11 protein-coding genes are annotated in these 16533 nt (G+C 66.8%); 3 read left to right on the forward strand and 8 right to left on the reverse strand.

Going from position 1 to position 16533, the window contains the following annotated elements; all coding sequences use genetic code 11:
* Nucleotides 1-369 precede the first annotated feature (369 nt).
* Nucleotides 370-1476 (reverse strand): IS110 family transposase, encoded by a 1107-nt coding sequence (locus VN461_11940; protein ID HXB55490.1) that lies wholly within the window; start codon nt 1474-1476, stop codon nt 370-372.
* 351 nt (nt 1477-1827) lie between these two features.
* Entirely contained in the window at nt 1828-3411 is a 1584-nt protein-coding gene (locus tag VN461_11945) for a hypothetical protein (protein HXB55491.1), read from the reverse strand.
* A gap of 55 nt (nt 3412-3466) precedes the next feature.
* Here VN461_11945 and VN461_11950 point away from each other — a divergent pair, with 55 nt between their 5' ends.
* Nucleotides 3467-4975, forward strand: coding sequence for a hypothetical protein (locus VN461_11950; protein ID HXB55492.1), 1509 nt, complete (start codon nt 3467-3469; stop codon nt 4973-4975).
* Between the two features lie 92 nt (nt 4976-5067).
* On the opposite strand, the gene VN461_11955 is transcribed toward VN461_11950, so the two are convergent.
* Together VN461_11955 and VN461_11960 are read right to left on the reverse strand one after the other, a co-directional pair.
* Nucleotides 5068-6099 carry a hypothetical protein gene (locus VN461_11955; protein HXB55493.1) on the reverse strand — a complete coding sequence of 344 codons (1032 nt, stop codon included), beginning with the start codon at nt 6097-6099 and terminating at the stop codon, nt 5068-5070.
* Nucleotides 6100-6150: 51 nt separating this feature from the next.
* Nucleotides 6151-8097 carry a protein kinase gene (locus tag VN461_11960; protein HXB55494.1) on the reverse strand — a complete coding sequence of 649 codons (1947 nt, stop codon included), beginning with the start codon at nt 8095-8097 and terminating at the stop codon, nt 6151-6153.
* 1369 nt (nt 8098-9466) lie between these two features.
* Between VN461_11960 and VN461_11965 the strand changes: the two genes are divergently transcribed.
* Nucleotides 9467-10183, forward strand: a complete 717-nt coding sequence (locus VN461_11965; GenBank protein ID HXB55495.1) for a PIG-L family deacetylase — start codon at nt 9467-9469, stop codon at nt 10181-10183.
* Between the two features lie 95 nt (nt 10184-10278).
* Here the strand turns inward: VN461_11965 and VN461_11970 are convergent, their stop codons facing one another.
* On the reverse strand, nt 10279-10917 hold the full coding sequence (locus VN461_11970) for a HEAT repeat domain-containing protein (protein ID HXB55496.1): 639 nt from the start codon (nt 10915-10917) through the stop codon (nt 10279-10281).
* 22 nt (nt 10918-10939) lie between these two features.
* Nucleotides 10940-12259, reverse strand: coding sequence for a hypothetical protein (locus VN461_11975; protein ID HXB55497.1), 1320 nt, complete (start codon nt 12257-12259; stop codon nt 10940-10942).
* Nucleotides 12260-13200: 941 nt separating this feature from the next.
* Here VN461_11975 and VN461_11980 point away from each other — a divergent pair.
* Nucleotides 13201-14529 (forward strand): DNA polymerase domain-containing protein, encoded by a 1329-nt coding sequence (locus VN461_11980; GenBank protein HXB55498.1) that lies wholly within the window; start codon nt 13201-13203, stop codon nt 14527-14529.
* A gap of 13 nt (nt 14530-14542) precedes the next feature.
* Here the strand turns inward: VN461_11980 and VN461_11985 are convergent, their stop codons facing one another.
* Nucleotides 14543-15610, reverse strand: a complete 1068-nt coding sequence (locus VN461_11985; GenBank protein HXB55499.1) for an ATP-dependent DNA ligase — start codon at nt 15608-15610, stop codon at nt 14543-14545.
* Between the two features lie 29 nt (nt 15611-15639).
* On the reverse strand, nt 15640-16521 hold the full coding sequence (locus tag VN461_11990) for an exodeoxyribonuclease III (GenBank protein HXB55500.1): 882 nt from the start codon (nt 16519-16521) through the stop codon (nt 15640-15642).
* Nucleotides 16522-16533 lie beyond the last annotated feature (12 nt).

The raw sequence follows: 16533 nt of genomic DNA on the forward strand, positions 1-16533 counted from the left end.
AGCAGAGGCTGCCCAAGGCTGATATGGAGTGACGGCTTGTCAAGCCCTAGCGTTGGGACTTGCCGTTTTGTTCTTGGCATTCGTTGTGTCCGTTGTCCGTTATCCGTTCCTCCTTCGGAAGACGAAGACGACGGATGAGGCGGGGCGCTTCGACGACGAGTCACTCTGATATTCGCGGGTTACCCCGTTTGCACGGTGCAGAGCCGCCGTGACAGTTCTTCGTCGGGAGTGGACGCTGTCTATTGTCGCGAGTCCGGAAGGGTGAGCTTCCTGTCGCATAGCCTTGTCGCGCTTCCTCCAAATCGTGCCGGCGTTCATCCGTCGACCTCGGCCTCCGAAATCAAAAGAGTATGTCTCTCTAGGACGAAGTTAGGCGTTCGATCCCCGGCTCAGCGTGGCCCAGACAAAACCCGCGAGCTCCCGGGCCACTGCCGTCACCGCCTTCGGTCCCGGCTTCCCAGCCTCCGTCATCCGGCGGTAGCGCCTAAAGAGGCGGTGTTGGGCCTTGTCGGCTAGGGCGATGACCTCGGCAGGTTGTCCCTTTCTGCGCTTTCGAAGCGATCTCGATCCCGGCTTATGCCGATAATGCCAGGCCGCTTCGATGAGGACACGTCGCACATGTCCGTTTCCAGTCTTTGTGATCCCACCCCGGTGGGTCTTATCCGAGCTGGTCTGCTCGCTCGGTACCAAGCCGAGAAAGGCCATGAGCCCCCGCGGCGACTGAAACCGCTCAAAACCGTATAGCTCAGACACAATGGTCATGGCTGTCACGGTGTCGATGCCCCGGTAGCATCGCAGCCACCCTACTGGCTTCGCATACGGCTCCTTCTGCGCGATCGCCCCAATGTTCTCTTCGAGCCCCCTGAGCCTCTCCTCCAGCTGCTCGATGGCCAAGAGGTAGTCATCGAAGACGGCCTGCTCCGATCCATCCTCGAAGTGAAGACCATGGAGCCAATGCCGATGCCCTCTCGTCCAGGCCTTCTTCCCCGTGGTAAAGACGATTCCCTTCCTCAGCAGCATCTTTGCCAACCGGTGACGGCACCGACTCAAGTCCTCTCTGAGGTCTTCGCGGCCCCGACACAAATCTCGGACCGCCTCGTCCTCGGGCGTCGGAGGCTGAACCTCGGTCAGCAAGCCAGCCCGGAACAGTTCTGCCAGTTTCCGGGCATCCCGCCGATCCGTCTTGATCCGTTCGCCTGGCTTCCTCGGGATCAGAGACGGGGCCACGACCATGCAACTCCCAGACCCCGCTTCGACAATCTGGCGCTGCAGGGAATACCCCAACGCCCCCGCCTCGTAACAGAACCGCACCTCTCCAGGCGCCTGACGCTCGACCTTCCGAACCATCCGCCTCACACCCGTCGGCTCGTTCGCAATCTCCCAAGCAATCGGCACCCCCTCGCCGGGGAAGAGCATCGCAACCGCGATCGCCTTCTTGTGTGCGTCCAGCCCCACGAACGTGATACCTTTTTCCATGACCAGCTCCTTTCGTATGCGGCTCTGATGCCGCTAACAGGCGCATTAACCCGCGATTCTACGATCGCGAGCTGGTCACTCCATATTGTCTATCGGACCTGCCTCGGCGTCGGTTAGTGGTACCGTGGCATCCTGACTCGCCCACATGACGGGCGCTAGGGCCAGGAGGGCCGGAAGTAAGGCACGTGGAGCGTCGAGACCCCCGCCGACGTTTGGCGGACGCCGCGGGAAGCGTGAACGGCACATTCAGGACGCCGACTCCGATTCTCCGGATCGTAAGAAGCCGGCCATCCAGGGTCGCAGTTCTTGGCGGGCCGCGGTCTTCCCCGGCCCGCTCCCCCTGGGACCCACCTAGTTCTCGACGCGACGGTGGTAGAGGGCGAACTTGCCCGAGCGCTCTTGAAGCTCCCAGCCGTGCTCTTCGGGCCGGCTACCGAAGAAGGGGCGGAAGAGCTCGGGCCAGTCGCAGAGCCAGCGGACGCCCTGCTCATCCAGGTAACGCCAGATATCGTGCCGACGGCGCAGTGCTTCTGGATTCACCTTGCCGTCGAGATTCAGCACCCGGTCTCGGAAATAGCCCAGGGTCCCCGTCTGCAGGGCGGCCACCCATTCCTCGGGGGGGACCCGGCTCTCCACCAGCGTGAGCTGCCTCCGCACGAAGATGTTCCTCTCGATGATCGGCTCGCGGTACGACCGCAACACCTCGAAAGGCACCGAAGCGCCGAGCACGAGGAGAACGGCGGCGGCGGACCAAGGCCGGGCCCCGGCCAGGGCGAGCAGGGCGCGGGCCAGAAGGAGGACGACGAGGAGAAGGAGGGGCGCCAAATAGCGGGCGTAGAAATGGACGGCCCAGGACGAGAGGGGGTACCAAAGAGCCAGCATCAGAGACGAGAGGGCCAGGCAGCCGCTGAGGCCCAGGAGGTGCCGGCCCCGCTCCGCGCTCGCGAGGCGCCACTTCCTGACCTCGAAGCGGTGGACCCAGAAGAGGGCGAGCATGCCGACGAGGAGCAGGGCGCGGACTGCGTCCGCCTCCGGTCGTTCGTCTGCGTCGTGGAAGTAGATGGGCATCAGGTTGCGGAGAAGGGCCGTGGCCATGACCCCCAGCCGGCGGGCATCCAGAGCCCAGGCTTGCTCGGCGGCGCCGCTGGAGGGCAGCAGGGACCCGAACGCGAGGACGCTATAGAACCACCAAGGCGAGGAGATGAGAAAAGCAGTGGCGGCGGCGGTGGCCGCCGGTTGAAGCCGAGTCCGGGCCGGGCCGTCGCTCCTCAAGAGAAGGTAGGCGCAGGCGAGGATCACAAAGAACACGGCGTCGATGCGGCTCAGGACCGTGAGGCCGAGCAGGGAGCCGAGGACGGCGGGCTCGGCGGGGGTCTCTAGGGCGTGGGTCTGGGCATAGCGGAGGACGACGGAGTAGCTCAAGAGGAGGCAGCCGGTCTCGAGGCCGTTGAAGTGGTGGCCGAACACGGGAAAAAGGCTCAGGTAGAGCGTGGCCGCGCACCACGGAGCCAACCGCCGTCCCCGTGCGTCACGGGGGTCGAGGGCGTCACGCAGGATCCCACCCAGCACGGCTGCGGTCGCCACGTAGAAGAGCCAGTGGAGGGCGAGAAAGAGGCGCACACCCAAGATGCGGTCGGGGCCGGCCAGGACAAAGACGGGGACGGACAGGAACGTGAACAGGGGCTGGAAGCCGTTGGTGGGGGTGCGACCGTCCACGGAGATGCCCCGGCCGCCGGCAATGTTACGGGCAATGGTCATCGAGTAGTAGCCGTCCTCGGAGAGGGGCGGATGGAGGAGAAGGCTCTTCTCCCGAAAGCTCAGGCTCAGGGTCAGAAGGGCTAGGAGGAGGGCCAGGCCCATAAGGACGCGCAAAAGAACGAGATCGGGGCCAGGCGTCTTCGGCGATGCGTCAGGGGGCGGGGTCGACGATTCCAAGGGGCGAGACTCCTGGTTGAGCGGGGCCCGAATGCCGAGGTTAACATGGCGGGGCATGGCGGGGCGGATCCGGGTTCTCAATCGCATCGTCGTCTTCGTGCCCTGTCTTCTCTTGCTTGGGCAAGACCTGGGCCGGCGCATCGACGGCGCGCACACCTTCCGGCAGGCCCACGTCGCGGCCAACATCGAAAAGTACCTGGCCCAAGGCCTCTCCTTGCGGCCGGCCACCTACAACCTCGATATTCCGTACTCCCTTTTCGATTTTCCGCTCTACCAGTTGGCGGTGGCCGCCCTCTGCGGCCTGCTGGGGAGCCCCGTCCTCGTGACCGCTCGCGTCGTGAACATCTCGCTCTTCGCGGTCTGTTGCTTTCTTCTGGAGCGGCTCCTCGCGCGGTGCCGTGTCCACCCCCGACAGGCGCTCTTCTGCCTCGGCCTCTTCCTGGCCGCACCGCTGAATCTGTTCTACTTCTCGAACCCTATGGTGGACGGGCTGGCGGTGCTCCTGTCCTTCCTCTCGCTCCTTGCCTTCGTCGGTTGGGAGGAGACGGCGACGGGTGGGGTGGGCCTCTGGGTGCTCATGGTGGTGGCGGGCGTGCTCAGCACACTGGTCAAGAATCCCGTCTTCCTTCCCGTCTGCCTGGCCATGGCCTCCCAGGTGGTCGTGCGGCGAGGATGGCGCTCCCTGCTGCGGCCGGGCCTCATCTCCTTCGGGGCCGCGATTGTGGCCGCGATTCTGATTTTCAAGCTCTACTCGAATCGGGTGAACGGCGTCGCGAGCTTCTGGGCGCGCGGGGAGGCGGAGGCAAACTTCGGTCTCCTAAGGGAGGGCCTCCAGCTCGAGAACTGGCAAGGCATCATCCACAGCCTCGGATTCCTGACCCTCAATCCCTGGACGGGCGCCCTGGCTCTCTTCGGTGCTCTCGCGTATCTGCGCCGAGGAAGCCCGCGTTACCGAGGCCTCTTCCTGGGGCTCCTGCTCGGTATGGTGGTGACGGTTCTCGTCTTCTTCAGCCGCAACCGCCCGCACAGCTACTATCAGCTCCCGTTTGCCTTCACTCTCTGCTTCTTCGCGGGCTATGGCCTCCACCGAATGGCGGTCCAGATCCGAGCCGCCTGGCCCCGCCCCGGGCGCGCAGCGGTCGGCCTGGCCATCGTGGGCGCGGCCGCGGTCACGTGGGCCTACTCCAGGGTGGGTTACGGGGAGCTAACCGCGCCTACGATCGACGAGATCGCGGCCCGCGGCGAGGCGATACGGGAGTGGACCGATCCCGCGGATTTCGTCATCTACCTTGTCGACTCCGAGCCCGAGGACTGGAACCCGTCGTATCTGTACTTCGCAAAGCGAGACGGCTACAACGTCCCCCGTTCGGACTTCTCCGCCACCACCCTCATGAGCGTCTACCGGAGTTACGAGCGCCGATACCGCCGCGTCTTCGTTGCCTGCCCTGCGCGCCCGAGGATTCTCTCCCTCCGGCTGGAAGGGTGGGGCCTCCCCTTGGCCGCGGCGGGCGCAAGCGGAAGGCTCTACCGTATGCAGGACCCTCCTCCTCCGGGGGCACCTTAAGGTGCTGTGCGGCGGAAGGGGGCGATCGGAGCGTCGCCCTCGGCGTCAGAGCGCCGCCTCGTCGATTCCCTCCCGACCGAACGAATAACCCTCTAGGGTCGATCGGACGGGCAGGACATGGCTTGCGATAGCGAGGAGGTGCAGACCGAGCAGCCCCTGAAGGTCTCGCCATAAGCGAAAGCCCCCGCCCTCACCTCGCCCGCCCCCGTGACCACCACGACGTTCTCCTGAAACTGGCAGAAGGCTCCCGAGCAGGTGCCTCGACAGCAGCCCGCCCCGGCGGCGGCGAAGAGGGCTCCATGCATCAGCGTCCCCGTGGCCTCCGGTCCGACGGAGAAGATGAGAGGAGTCAGCACGAAGGGGCTGCTGGGGGAGCAGTTCCCCGTGAGCACGGTGTGCTCGACGCGTACGGCGCTGACGGACACGCTGCTCCGGGCCGCGTTCCTGAGGTTGACGGTCAGGAAGACGTTGTCGGTGCAGCTGATGTTGGAGCTCGCTTGCGGCGAGTCAACGGTGGCCGAGAGATCGGCGAGGGTCGCGGGAGGCGGGGTGAGGGTCGTCGGCGGTGTGGAGCTGCCCTTGCCCCCCGCGGCCACCGCAACAATCGCGGCCGCCCCCGCTCCAACACCGAGAAGGATGAGGCCGGTGTGCCCCCCTCCTTTCTTCTCTGGGGTGGCGGCGGCAGTCACGGGGGCGGGGGCCGGGGTGGGGGTTGCGGCGACAGGCTTGGTTTCCGCCTTGGCCTTCTCTTCCCCCTCCTTCTTGGCTTCCTCGAAGAACTGGATAATGTTGGGGGGGAACTCCTTCGGGCTCAGGGTCAGGGCCCGGTCGGCCTTCCAGGCAGCCAGAAACTTGGCCCGGGCCGTCTCTTGCTGGGCCAGGCCGACGTAGGCGATAGCGAGATAGGTGTAGGCGCGAGCCAACTCCTTCGCCTGGCCCTGCTGACCAGAGAGACGCTTGACCACTCCGTCCAGGGTGATGAGGGCGACGTCGAAGTCCCCTTCCCGGACTTGGCGGATACCGGTCGCCATGTCGGCGTCCGCCGCGCCGGACTGGCCGGGGGCAAGTTGCGGGGGCCAGCCCAAGCCCGCGACCAAGCAGATAACGAGGATTCTCCGTACCACCGTGCACTCCTTTCAGAAACGCCCCAAGGGAGGCTCGTTGAGCCACGTGGCCTACTTGGGGAATGCCTCCTTGGTGAGGTCCACTTGAAGCTTGGTTGTCTCACCGGAATGGATGGTTACCTTTCGCCGAAAGGGAAGGTAATCCGGATGCGACAGCTTGATGGCGTGGGCTCCCGCGGGGAGGGAGAGGGGCTTCAGGGGGGGCGAGATCCCGACCTTCGAGCCATCCACCTCGACCTCAGCCCAAGGAACGACCAGGAGTTGAAGCGTGCCCGTCTGAACCGCTCCCTCTTGGGGTCCAACGCCCGCGTCTCTTAGGCCCGGGCTGGGCAAGGTCGCAGCCGGGCTGCCGCTGACGGGCAGGGAGGCGGTGGTCGCCCGGGGAGGCGCCGCCGGCAGCGCCGGCGTCGACGTGGGAGATGGCCCCGGATTGCCGGCAACGGCCGGTGCGGCCGGGGGCCGGGTGGCGGGCCCGGCGCGGGCGATGGTGAAGGCGGTCGTGGGTGAGAACGATCCCTCATGGCCGTCCTTGCCCACGGCGGCCACGCGCCAGTAATACTTTCCGGCGGCAAGGCTGCTCAGCGGGAGGGTCGTGTCGTGGACTTCCCGACGGTCCACGAGGGGGTTTGAAAAACCCGGCCCCCGATCGAGCAGGAGGTGGTAGACGGCGGCGCCCGAAACGGGCCGCCATGCCACGGACGTGACGGTTCGCGGGGGGTCGCCGTAGAGGAGCTCGGCTTTGTCGAGGGGAGCAAGCGGTACGGGGGCTTCCAACGTCGCCGCCAACGACGGCTCGGGGGCGGCGACCGCGCTGACGAGGGGCCCCGCTCGGTCGATGGGCGGGGAGGCGGCCGGGGGCTCGACCGGGCGCGCCCCCCGCATCCACAACACGGCGCCAAGCACGAAAAGGCCCAGGGCCGCCGCCGCGCCGACGCGCACGGCCCGGGGATAGGCTGGAGTGGGGGTTTGCGACGGGAGGGCTCGTGGACGCGAGACCGCAGGCGGTGGGGCAGGGGGAGCCGGCGTGCCTGTCGACGGGCGAGAAAGCGAGGTGCCGGTGGAGGGCGGAATCACGGTCGGGATGGCCGTTGGCACCGGCGTGGTCATAGGCACCGTCTCCTCAATGAGCAGTGGTGCCACGGCCGCCTGCCTGGGGGTGGCCGGCGACGCCACCGTCACGTCCACGGAGGATTGCCCCTCGGCACGGCGGAGGGCCTCGCCGAACTCCCGCGCGTTCTGGAAGCGTTCCTGGGGCGCCTTGGCCAAGGCCTTCCTCAGGACCGGCAGCACGGCCCTCGGCAGCTCAGACCTCTCGTCGAGGGGAGGGGCGTCATGGATCTGCTTGAGGAGTGTGGCCAGGGGCGTGTCGCTGCGGAAGGGGACATCGGCCGTGAACAATTCAAATGTCACGATTCCCAGGGCGTAGACATCGCTGCGTCCGTCAACCCTTCCCCCCTGGGCTTGCTCGGGGCTCATGTATTCGGGGGTGCCGACGACGTCTCCCGTGGCCGTCGCCCCCGTCGCCCCCGACTCAAAGCTCTTGGCGATCCCGAAATCCATGAGCTTTACGATGCCTCGGGTATTGCGCATGACGTTCGGGGTCTTGAGATCCCGATGGATGATGCCTTCGGTGTGGATCGCGTGGAGGGCGTCGGCGATCTGCAGGGCTACGGTGTAGGCTTCCGATGGTGGGAGCCGACCCCTCTCGCGAAGGATTCGCTTAAAGTCCACCCCGTCGACGTACTCCATCACGATGTAGCTGAGCGGGCCCTCCTTGCCGAACTCGTGGATGCGGCACACGTTGGGATGGCTCACCCGCCGCGCGAGCTTGATCTCGGAGCGAAAGCGCTTGGTGAGTCCGGGGGAGGTGGCGGCTTCCGGACGCAGCACTTTGATGGCTACGATCTCGTCCAGCTCGACGTCGTGGGCCTTGTAGACCATGCCCATGCCACCCTTGCCCAGGGGGCTCAGAACCTTATAGCGGGAGGCGAGAAGCAACCCCTCGGTAAGGACAAAAAGTCCCTTGCCACACCGGAAGCAGTTCTCGGCTGACTGCTCGTTCTCCGCTTGGCAGGAAGGACAGAGCATTGCGCTTAGAGGAACCTGAAAATGATAGGTCTCGCGAGCAGGGTTTGCAAGGGCGTGTAGGCACTCACGCCCGCGCTCCCGGCAGTCAGGGGCGGATTTAGGGTCGTGCCTGCGTGGTCGGGGGAGTCGAGGGCGTGGTCTCTCCCGCATGGAGGAGGGCGTGAACGGGCGACGGCGGCATGAAATGCGAGGGGGGCGGCAGCGCAGGCCAGAAAGGCCGGTCAACGCCGGTTTCTAGTTTGCCGAACGGGCCCTTGGCCTCCCATGGAGGGGACCCCGTGGAAGGACTGCCACGCTCCCACAACCCCACCCGGGGGGGAGGACCGGTGGTTCAGACCGCCTGCGGCGCGTGGGCCTGCCCCGAGAAGTGCGTCCTGCATTCCTTGCCACCGCCGCTCCATCGCGTCCACCTGGGACGGCTCGGGACTCCAGTACGAGAGCCAGATGTTGAGCGAGGTTCGGCCCGTGAAGCGGTCGGCGGCGACGCGCAGCAAGCTGTCGTCGAGGCCGGACACCGTGCCCGAAAAGTCCCAGGGAGGGTTGCATTGGACGACGCGTCCCTCGAAGACGTCGTCCTGGGCGGAGCGGATCCGGTAGCGCTCTCCTTCCCGCAGGCCCTCCAGCCGGCCCTCTCGGCGAGGCCCTCGGGCCCGCTGACGCGCGACCAGGGTTCCTGCAGCTCCAGCTTGGTGCTGGCCCGGGCCCGGGCCATGCGTCGGTCCTTGCCCTTGTGGCGGCGGAGATAGTGGCGCAGGCCCGCGAGTTCGAGGTTCCAACCCCGGCCCACTCCTTCCAGCTCATGGTCCCAAGCCGCCCCGTGTCCGAAGCCAGAATGCACCAACGCGCAGGCAGGTGCCGCCCCCCTCGCCCACCAGGAAAAAGTCGAGGGTGAGCAGGCCGCGGAAGCTGTCGAGCGTGCTGCCTAACAGGCTTGATTTCTGTGAGTTGTGCGACTATGGATCGTTGACCCGGGTGCGGTCGGTCGCTCGTGAGGGCGAGGGGTTCAACCGACCCTCCCCGGGAATCACCTTTGGCCCTCGCTTGCGGAGGTGCGGTGTTGGGACGAGCGGTAGGGGCGGGCCGGCCCAGGGTTCGCGTTCCGGGCTCGCGACGTAGAGAGCCGTGGGATGGACCACGCTGGCTTGTCCGCTCACTGCGGGTGTCCTCCCGAAGCGGCAAGGATCTTTGGCTGTCCCTCGGTGTCGGTTGTTCACTGCTACTCCTTCTCGTCGGCTGTCGTCCCCGAGTCCTCGCGCCGCCGCCCAAGACCATCCTGGCCGTGTTTGCCCACCCTGACGACGAGATCTTCGTCGGTCCGCTTCTGTCGCACTACGCTCGGCGAGGAGCGCGAGTCCGCTTGGCGATCGTGACCGACGGGGAGAAGGGAGCCTCCCCCCGCGCGGGCGTCCCCGCGGGGCCCGAACTAGCCCGCATCCGTGCCGAGGAAGCGCGCTGCTCGTGTCGCGCGCTTGGCATCGAGGCACCAGATCTGCTCGGGTTCAAGGACGGCGAGCTGGGGCGGTTGAGCAATCCACCCGCGGGATATCTCGCCGAGGTGGTGCGAGCGATTCGCAGGCTCTTCGTCCAATTCAGACCGGACGTCGTCATCACTTGGGGCCCGGAGGGTGGCTACGGACACGCGGATCACAGGCTGGTCGGAGCCGTGGTCACCCAGATCGTGCAGGCGGGCGCGAAGGGCGCGCCCGGTCGCTTGCTCTATCCCGGCCTTCCCGTGGACCGCGTTCGCCTTCGCCCCGAGGGGGGATATCCCCATTGGGCGGGCACGGACCCTCGCTTTCTGACCGTCCGCGTGCCCTATGACGCCGCAGACCTGGCCGCCACCCGCCGGGCCTTGTCCTGTCACCGAACCCAGTTTCCTCCCGAACAGATGGAAGTCCTGATGAGCTGGCTGCACGAGACGCTCGACGGGCGTGTCTACCTGCGCCCGTGGTTCGGAGCTCGGATGACTGACGACATCTTCGATGTGGAGCCCTAGACGAAATTCCTAGCGCTCTTGTGACCTCGCGCTCTTGCTCCCCAGGGACCCGCCGGAATCGCCGGGCCTGACCCTCGGTACCCTATAGGGCACGCCTACGGAGAATTGGGCGGCGCTTGGGCCCGGATCTGGCTAATGGCCTCCTCGGCGGCCGGCCGAATGGGATCGAATTTGGAGGCTTCAACCAAGGCGGGTAGGGCTTCCTTCGCGGCGGGGCCAATCTTTCCCAGGGCCTTCGCCGCCCACTGTCGCACACGGCCCTCGCGGTCTTTGAGGGCACGCACAAGCGCCGGCATCGCCTCTTTGGTGTCGGGCCCCATGCCTTCAAGGGCCATGGCGGAGGCCAGCCGGACGTCAAGGTCCGGGTCCGCGAGGGCCAAGGCCAGCGCGGGCACGCCGGCTCTGCCTTTCGAGCCCATCCCCCAGAGGGTGGTCGCTGCCCGCGCCCGCAGCCGCGCGTCCTCGTCCTTGAGGAGCTCGACGAGGGCCGGAACGGCGGGCTCGCCGACGCGGATCAGGGTCAGGTTGGCCTTGCCGCTGACCTCCGGGTCAGAGCTCTTGAGGTCAGCAATGAGGGCGGGAATGTCGGGGCCCGGCTCTTTCCCGCGACAGGCCACGAGAAGGGCGAGGCCGACGAGAAGAGCCCGCGTCGCGGAGGCGGTGACCCTGGGCAGGGGACTGCCGCCGCCCTCCGCCAACCGTGTCGCGCCCTGTACGGGGGAGTCGAAGAGCATTCGGGACCCTAGTCCTTGGCCTCTATGGGCAGGAGCACGTCGGGAACTTGAAGCTCCCGATCCGAGTGGACCAGTTGAAGGAGCCCGTCGTCTTTAGGTACTGGTTCGTGTAGAAGAAGGTGCAGTCATCCGTCGGATCGACAGTGGCCGCCGAGTAGTCGCCCCAGCGGGTAATGCCGCCGGTCTGCGAACCGGAACCCGCGAACAGGGAACCCTCCGCTTGCAGGGTACCCAGCGCGTCGCTGGCGATGCGGCCGGTGTACCGAATGCTCGGGGAGAGGTTGTCACCGGAGACACTGTACCCAAGGAGGATGTTCCCCCGCTGGTCCATGGCCATCGACCCCATCCAGCGGTACGAGGAGTCCGGGGAGTACGTCCCCTGCTGATAGACGGTCGGGGAGCCACCCGGGGTCTTGATCTCGTACCACCGGACGGCCGAGTGCCCACCGACGTCCACCGAATGGTTCACGAGGAGGGAGTCGGAGGTCCCGAAGTTTCGATAGGCCAGGCGGTACATCAACCGATCGGCCAGGGAGTCGAGCTGCCCGCCTCCCGGCTCGGCGATGCAGGTTGCGCCGTTGCACGCCTCGGTGAAGGCGGCCACCGGGATCTGGAGAGGGCCGGTGAAGGTCGACGCTCCCGGAGTCGCCCAATCCACCTGGAACTTCCACAGGTTGAGCGCGGAGAGGCTGGCGTCATCGAAGGCCAAGACGAAGTTCGGGGAGCCGGTCGGAGGAGGAGTCGATCCATCTAGGTCCGCGGGCAAAAGACCGCCGTACTGAGAACCCAGCTGGAAGCACTGCATGGCACCCGGTGTGGCCGAAGCGTCCAGCATCCGGAGGCGATCGAAGGCGCAGACCTTGGCCCCGGCGAAGGTCTGGCCCCCGGAGAAAATATTGAACGTGATGTAGTAGCCGTCGGGCCAGACCCCGACCTTCGGGTAGTCGTTGAAGTCATTGCCGAAGGAGTAAGCAAACCGCCGGTAGGGGCCGGTAGCGTCGGAGGTCGTGGAGACGGCGATGCATTGGGAGTAGGGCGCTGTCTCCACCGCAAACTGAGAAAGAACCCAGCGTTGCGCCGCTTTGTCGTAGAGGGCAATGGCGTCCCCGCTGTTCTCCGTTTCGCAAGGACCGCCGAAGCCCTGCCACAGGGTGCTGCCGTCGGCGGGGCCGTACACGCGGTTCCCGGCCTTGTCGAACACGGCGAAGGCGGTGTTGACCCACTGGACGTATTGGGTAGCCCCCACGGCGCCATTGGTGTCGGGCGGTGCGCCGGTGACCGCGTAGTTGGGCACCCCTACTCCGTCGAAGTTCAGTCTGAGCGTCGCGGCCAGTGGTGCCAACGCTGGGGCTTGGAGGATTAGGTCCTGAAAACGGCCGAGTGGTCGGGGTGGATGGCGATGGGGCAACAGCTTGACGGGATGGTCTGCCCGCTTGCGGGTTACTTGGAGCGGGCGGAGCTTTGAGAGGGAAAGCGACACATCTTGGCGGCTGAGAGCATGGAGGATCGAGCCGACCTTCCGCTCCGACGCCGCACGCGGGGCGAGGGTGCTCGCGAGGCTCAGTGGCCGTTGGAGACCGGTGGGACTCGGGGAAGGACAAGGGGTTGGCCCTGGGCTCGGGCTCGATGTGGCGGTGGAACTCGGCTCCGGCGTCGGGCTGGGTGTTGAAGGGAGGCTGGGCGCCGGTGTCAGGGTTGGGCTAGGCGTCGCTGTCGGTGGGGGATTGGGGGGGGGAGTGCAGGACGCTCCCGGGAGGACAGCGACCCAGAAGGCGCCTACGACCGACAAATAGAACCGCGTTCGTGAGTCGGCCATCTCAACCTCCAGAAATAGAGGTCGTTGGGTAGAGACGAAGCGAGCCTCGGGATGGCGGAGTCCCCTTCACGATCACGCGTCCAAATCCGCCAAACCCGCGTCGAGGCATGACCGGATCAGGCATCAAGGAAGCGCAGAAGGAATGATCCTTTTGGGCCCCTGATAGTGTCAAGAAAAAAATCAGAATTCGTTACCTTTTCCCATAAGTAAGGGGCGGGGCGCCCATTAGGACGGCAGCCGGATGGGGCCTTCTTCCTATGGCTTGCGTGATCTCCCCCGCCCGCTCGCGTCACGCTGCGCCGTCTCTGCCTGCCGAGAGACGTGCCTCAATGGATGCTTCACGGCCGACGGTTTGTTCGTTGCCCGATTCGACCAATTGTGTCGTCGAGCCACCGTGACCTCGAGTGAACTCGAGGACCTGGGTTCCAAGGCCAGAAAGTGCGGGGGCGACGACGTATGCTCTGGGGATGGCAGGCCCGGGGGAGCGCGTGGTGCTCGACGTGGGAGGCCGCGAGGTCGTAGTCTCGAACCCGGCGAAGGTCTACTTTCCCGAGGCCGGCATCACCAAGATCGAGGTCGTCCGCTACTACCTGGCAGTAGCGGAGGGCGCCCTACGCGGAGCGGGCGGCCGGCCGAACGTGCTCGTGCGCTACGCAGATGGAATTCACGGCGAGTTCTTCTACCAGAAGCGAGCGCCCGCCTCGCGCCCCTCCTGGGTGGAGGTCGTCCCTTTGAGCTTTCCCTCCGGCCGAACGGCAGAGGAGGTCGTCCCCCGAGACGCCGCCGCCTTGGCCTGGATGGTCAACCTGGGGTGCCTGGAGCTTCACCCTCATCCTGTCCGTGCGGAGAGCCTTGAGCACCCGGACGAGCTCCGCGTCGACCTTGACCCCATGCCGGGGATCGAGTGGTCGCAGATCGTGGCCGTGGCCCGCGTTGTGCAGAGTGTTCTGGTCGACTTCGGTCTCGTGGGCTGGCCGAAGACCTCGGGCTCGCGGGGTATCCACGTCAACGTGCGAATTCATCAACGCTGGTCGTTCACGCAGGTCCGGCGGGGCGCCCTGGCCCTCGCTCGGGAAGTCGAGCGACGGGCCCCCGAGCTCGCCACCAGCAAGTGGTGGAAAGAGGAGCGCCACGGGGTCTTCCTCGACTACAACCAGAACGCCAAGGACCGGACGGTGGCCAGCGCTTACTCCGTCCGCCCGAAGCCCGACGCCCGAGTGTCGGCGCCCCTGACCTGGGACGAGCTATTCGAGTGCCGACCGGAGGATTTCACGCTGAGAACGATGCCGGCGCGCTTCGCAGCTGTGGGCGACCGGCATGCCGGCATCGACGGGCACCCCTGTTCGCTCGAGGCGCTCCTGGAGCTGTCGCGGCGGCAGGACGCAGAGGGCCTGGGTGACGCGCCCTGGCCGCCGCATTATGGCAAGCAGCCGGGGGAGCCCCCGCGCGTCCAGCCCTCGCGAAGGAAGGACGGCCGCAAGCCGGGTGGCCGCCGCGTGTCCTCGAAGCCGCTCGTGGAGATCGCACGCGCGGCCAAGAGGGAGGAGGCCCTTCTCGGCCTGGAACGCTGGAAAGCCCGTCATCCCGAAGCAGCTGCCCACCTCGAACCGCCCGACGTCCTGGTGGATTCCATGCGGGGCCGCTCTTCGACTTGGACTCGCGTCCGCGTGAACCTCGAGCGCGTGCCGGAGGGGCTTCGCCCGGAACAGGAGGCGCTGGATCCCGACTACGACCCTTGGCAAGGGTCTGAATTTCCGTCGGGTGCCCCCCGGGCACGACGCGACCGCGGAAAATAAGTCGGGATCAGGCTCAATCCGGCGTGCGGAACACCGCCGCGAGTTCGGCGGGGGGAGTGACTTCGAGCTGGGCGTAGCTGCAGTCCGCTGGGCGCTTGTCGGCGCGCCAGCGGAGGAAGACGGCCGCGTGCCGGAAGCGGTTCCCCTGCAGGTGGTCGTACTTGACCTCGCAGACCCGCTCGACGCGCAGCGGCTCCCACGAAAGGTCCTTGCCCGCGCTCCATCGGCTCTGGGCCCCGGGCACTCGATGGTGGCCGTCCTGCGTCTCCGCCCATTGGCGCCAGGGGTGAGAGGCAAGCGCATCTCGGCGGAGCGGCTCGAGCTCCCGGACGAGGCGGCGGCGGGCTTCCATCGAGAACGATGAGGTCACGCCGACGTGGTGGAGCATGCCCGCGTCGTCGTAAAGACCCAGGAGGAGCGAGCCCAAGAGCGTTCCCGGGCCCTGCTTGTGCCAGCGAAAGCCAGCCACCACGCAGTCCGCCGTCCGCGCGTGCTTGACCTTCACCATCGCGCGCTTGCCGGGCTGATAGGTCGTACTCTCGTGCTTGGCCATGACGCCGTCCAAACCGGCGCCCTCGAAGCGATGGAACCACTCTGCGGCAACCGCGCGCTCACGCCGACACGGAGTTAGATGGACGCCGAGGGCCGGGTTCGTGAGCGCCTGTTCCAGGCGCTCACGACGGTCGGCCTGGGGGAGGGAGCGGAGGTCGCGCTCGCCCTCCGCCAGTAGGTCGAAAGCCACGAAGGAGGCCGGGGTCTCGGCGGCGAGCTTCTTGATTCGTGAAGCGGCCGGATGGAGGCGCATTTGCAGGGCGTCGAAATCAAGCCCATGCGGGCCGACGATCACAATCTCGCCGTCCAGCACGCAGCGCTCGGGGATGCTCGCGCGAAGCAGACCTTCGAGCTCGGGGAAGTACCGAAGCAAAGGCTTCAAGTCACGGCTCTGGAGGTAGAACCGGTCGCGGTCGCGGAAGACGAGGGCGCGGAAGCCGTCCCATTTGGGCTCGAAGAGCCAGCCCTCTCCCTCGGGAAGCTCGGTGGCGAGCTTGGCGAGCATCGGCTCGATAGGGGGCTCGATCAGGAAGCGCGCGCTCCCGTCCGCGGGGGCCGTCAGGCAGGCCCCCCGCGGCGAGCGGCGATTCGTCCGTCAGCCGAGGTCCAACCCGCGTCGAGGGCTTGGCCCGGTTCGTCGACGTCGATCAGGAGGGGAGCGTGGTCGGAGGGAATCGGCTTGCCCTTTCTGGCCTCGCGGTCGATCTCCGTCCACAGCGTGCGATCAGCGAGGGGGCGCGTGACCAAGAGGTGGTCGATGCGCATTCCGAAGTTCTTCTGGAAGTTGCCCGCGCGGTAGTCCCACCACGTGTAGCGGCCGGCTTCGGAGCGGAGCTGCCGGTAGGCGTCGACCAAGCCCCAGCGGCAGAGGCGGGCGAACGCCTCGCGCTCCGGAAGGGAAACATGAGTCCCGCCGTGGCAGGCCCTGGGGTCCCAGACGTCCCGGTCGTCGGGGGCGATGTTGAAATCGCCGCCCAGCAAGAGCAGCTGGTCGGGGTCCGCCGCTTCTTGGAGCCAGCGGGCCAGCCTCTCGAACCAGACGAGCTTGGCCTCGTAGAAAGGCGAGCCGAGCGTCCTGCCGTTGGGCGCATATATGTTGACGACGCGGATGCCGCCGCAGTCGGCCGCGATCATGCGGGCCTCGGCCAGCGGGTCGTCGTCACCCGCGTCAGGAGTCTGGGCGGGGCGCAGGGGCTGGCCGAAGTTGGACACCACGCCCGTCATCCCGCTCCGGCTGGCGATGGCTACGCCGTTCCAGCGCCCCTGCCCGTGGTGGGCCAGCTCGTAGCCGGCGTCTCGGAACAGGTCGACCGGCGCCGCGGGGTCAGTGAGCTTCGTCTCCTGCATGAGGAGCACATCGGGGCGGGCGCGCTCGAGCCACCAGCGCACCTTATCCATGCGCGCCTTCAGGGAATTGACATTCCAAGTAGCGATCCGCAAAGCGCCTCCAGA

This window comes from Vicinamibacteria bacterium, assembly GCA_035570235.1.
Taxonomy (GTDB): domain Bacteria; phylum Acidobacteriota; class Vicinamibacteria; order Fen-336; family Fen-336; genus DATMML01.

What these genes read in the sequence shown, in the direction of transcription:
- VN461_11980 (HXB55498.1), top strand. Translation starts at nt 13,201, where the DNA reads ATGGCAGGCCCGGGGGAGCGCGTGGTGCTCGACGTGGGAGGCCGCGAG.
- VN461_11950 (HXB55492.1), top strand. Translation starts at nt 3,467, where the DNA reads ATGGCGGGGCGGATCCGGGTTCTCAATCGCATCGTCGTCTTCGTGCCC.
- VN461_11970 (HXB55496.1), bottom strand. Translation starts at nt 10,917, where the DNA reads ATGCTCTTCGACTCCCCCGTACAGGGCGCGACACGGTTGGCGGAGGGC.
- VN461_11940 (HXB55490.1), bottom strand. Translation starts at nt 1,476, where the DNA reads ATGGAAAAAGGTATCACGTTCGTGGGGCTGGACGCACACAAGAAGGCG.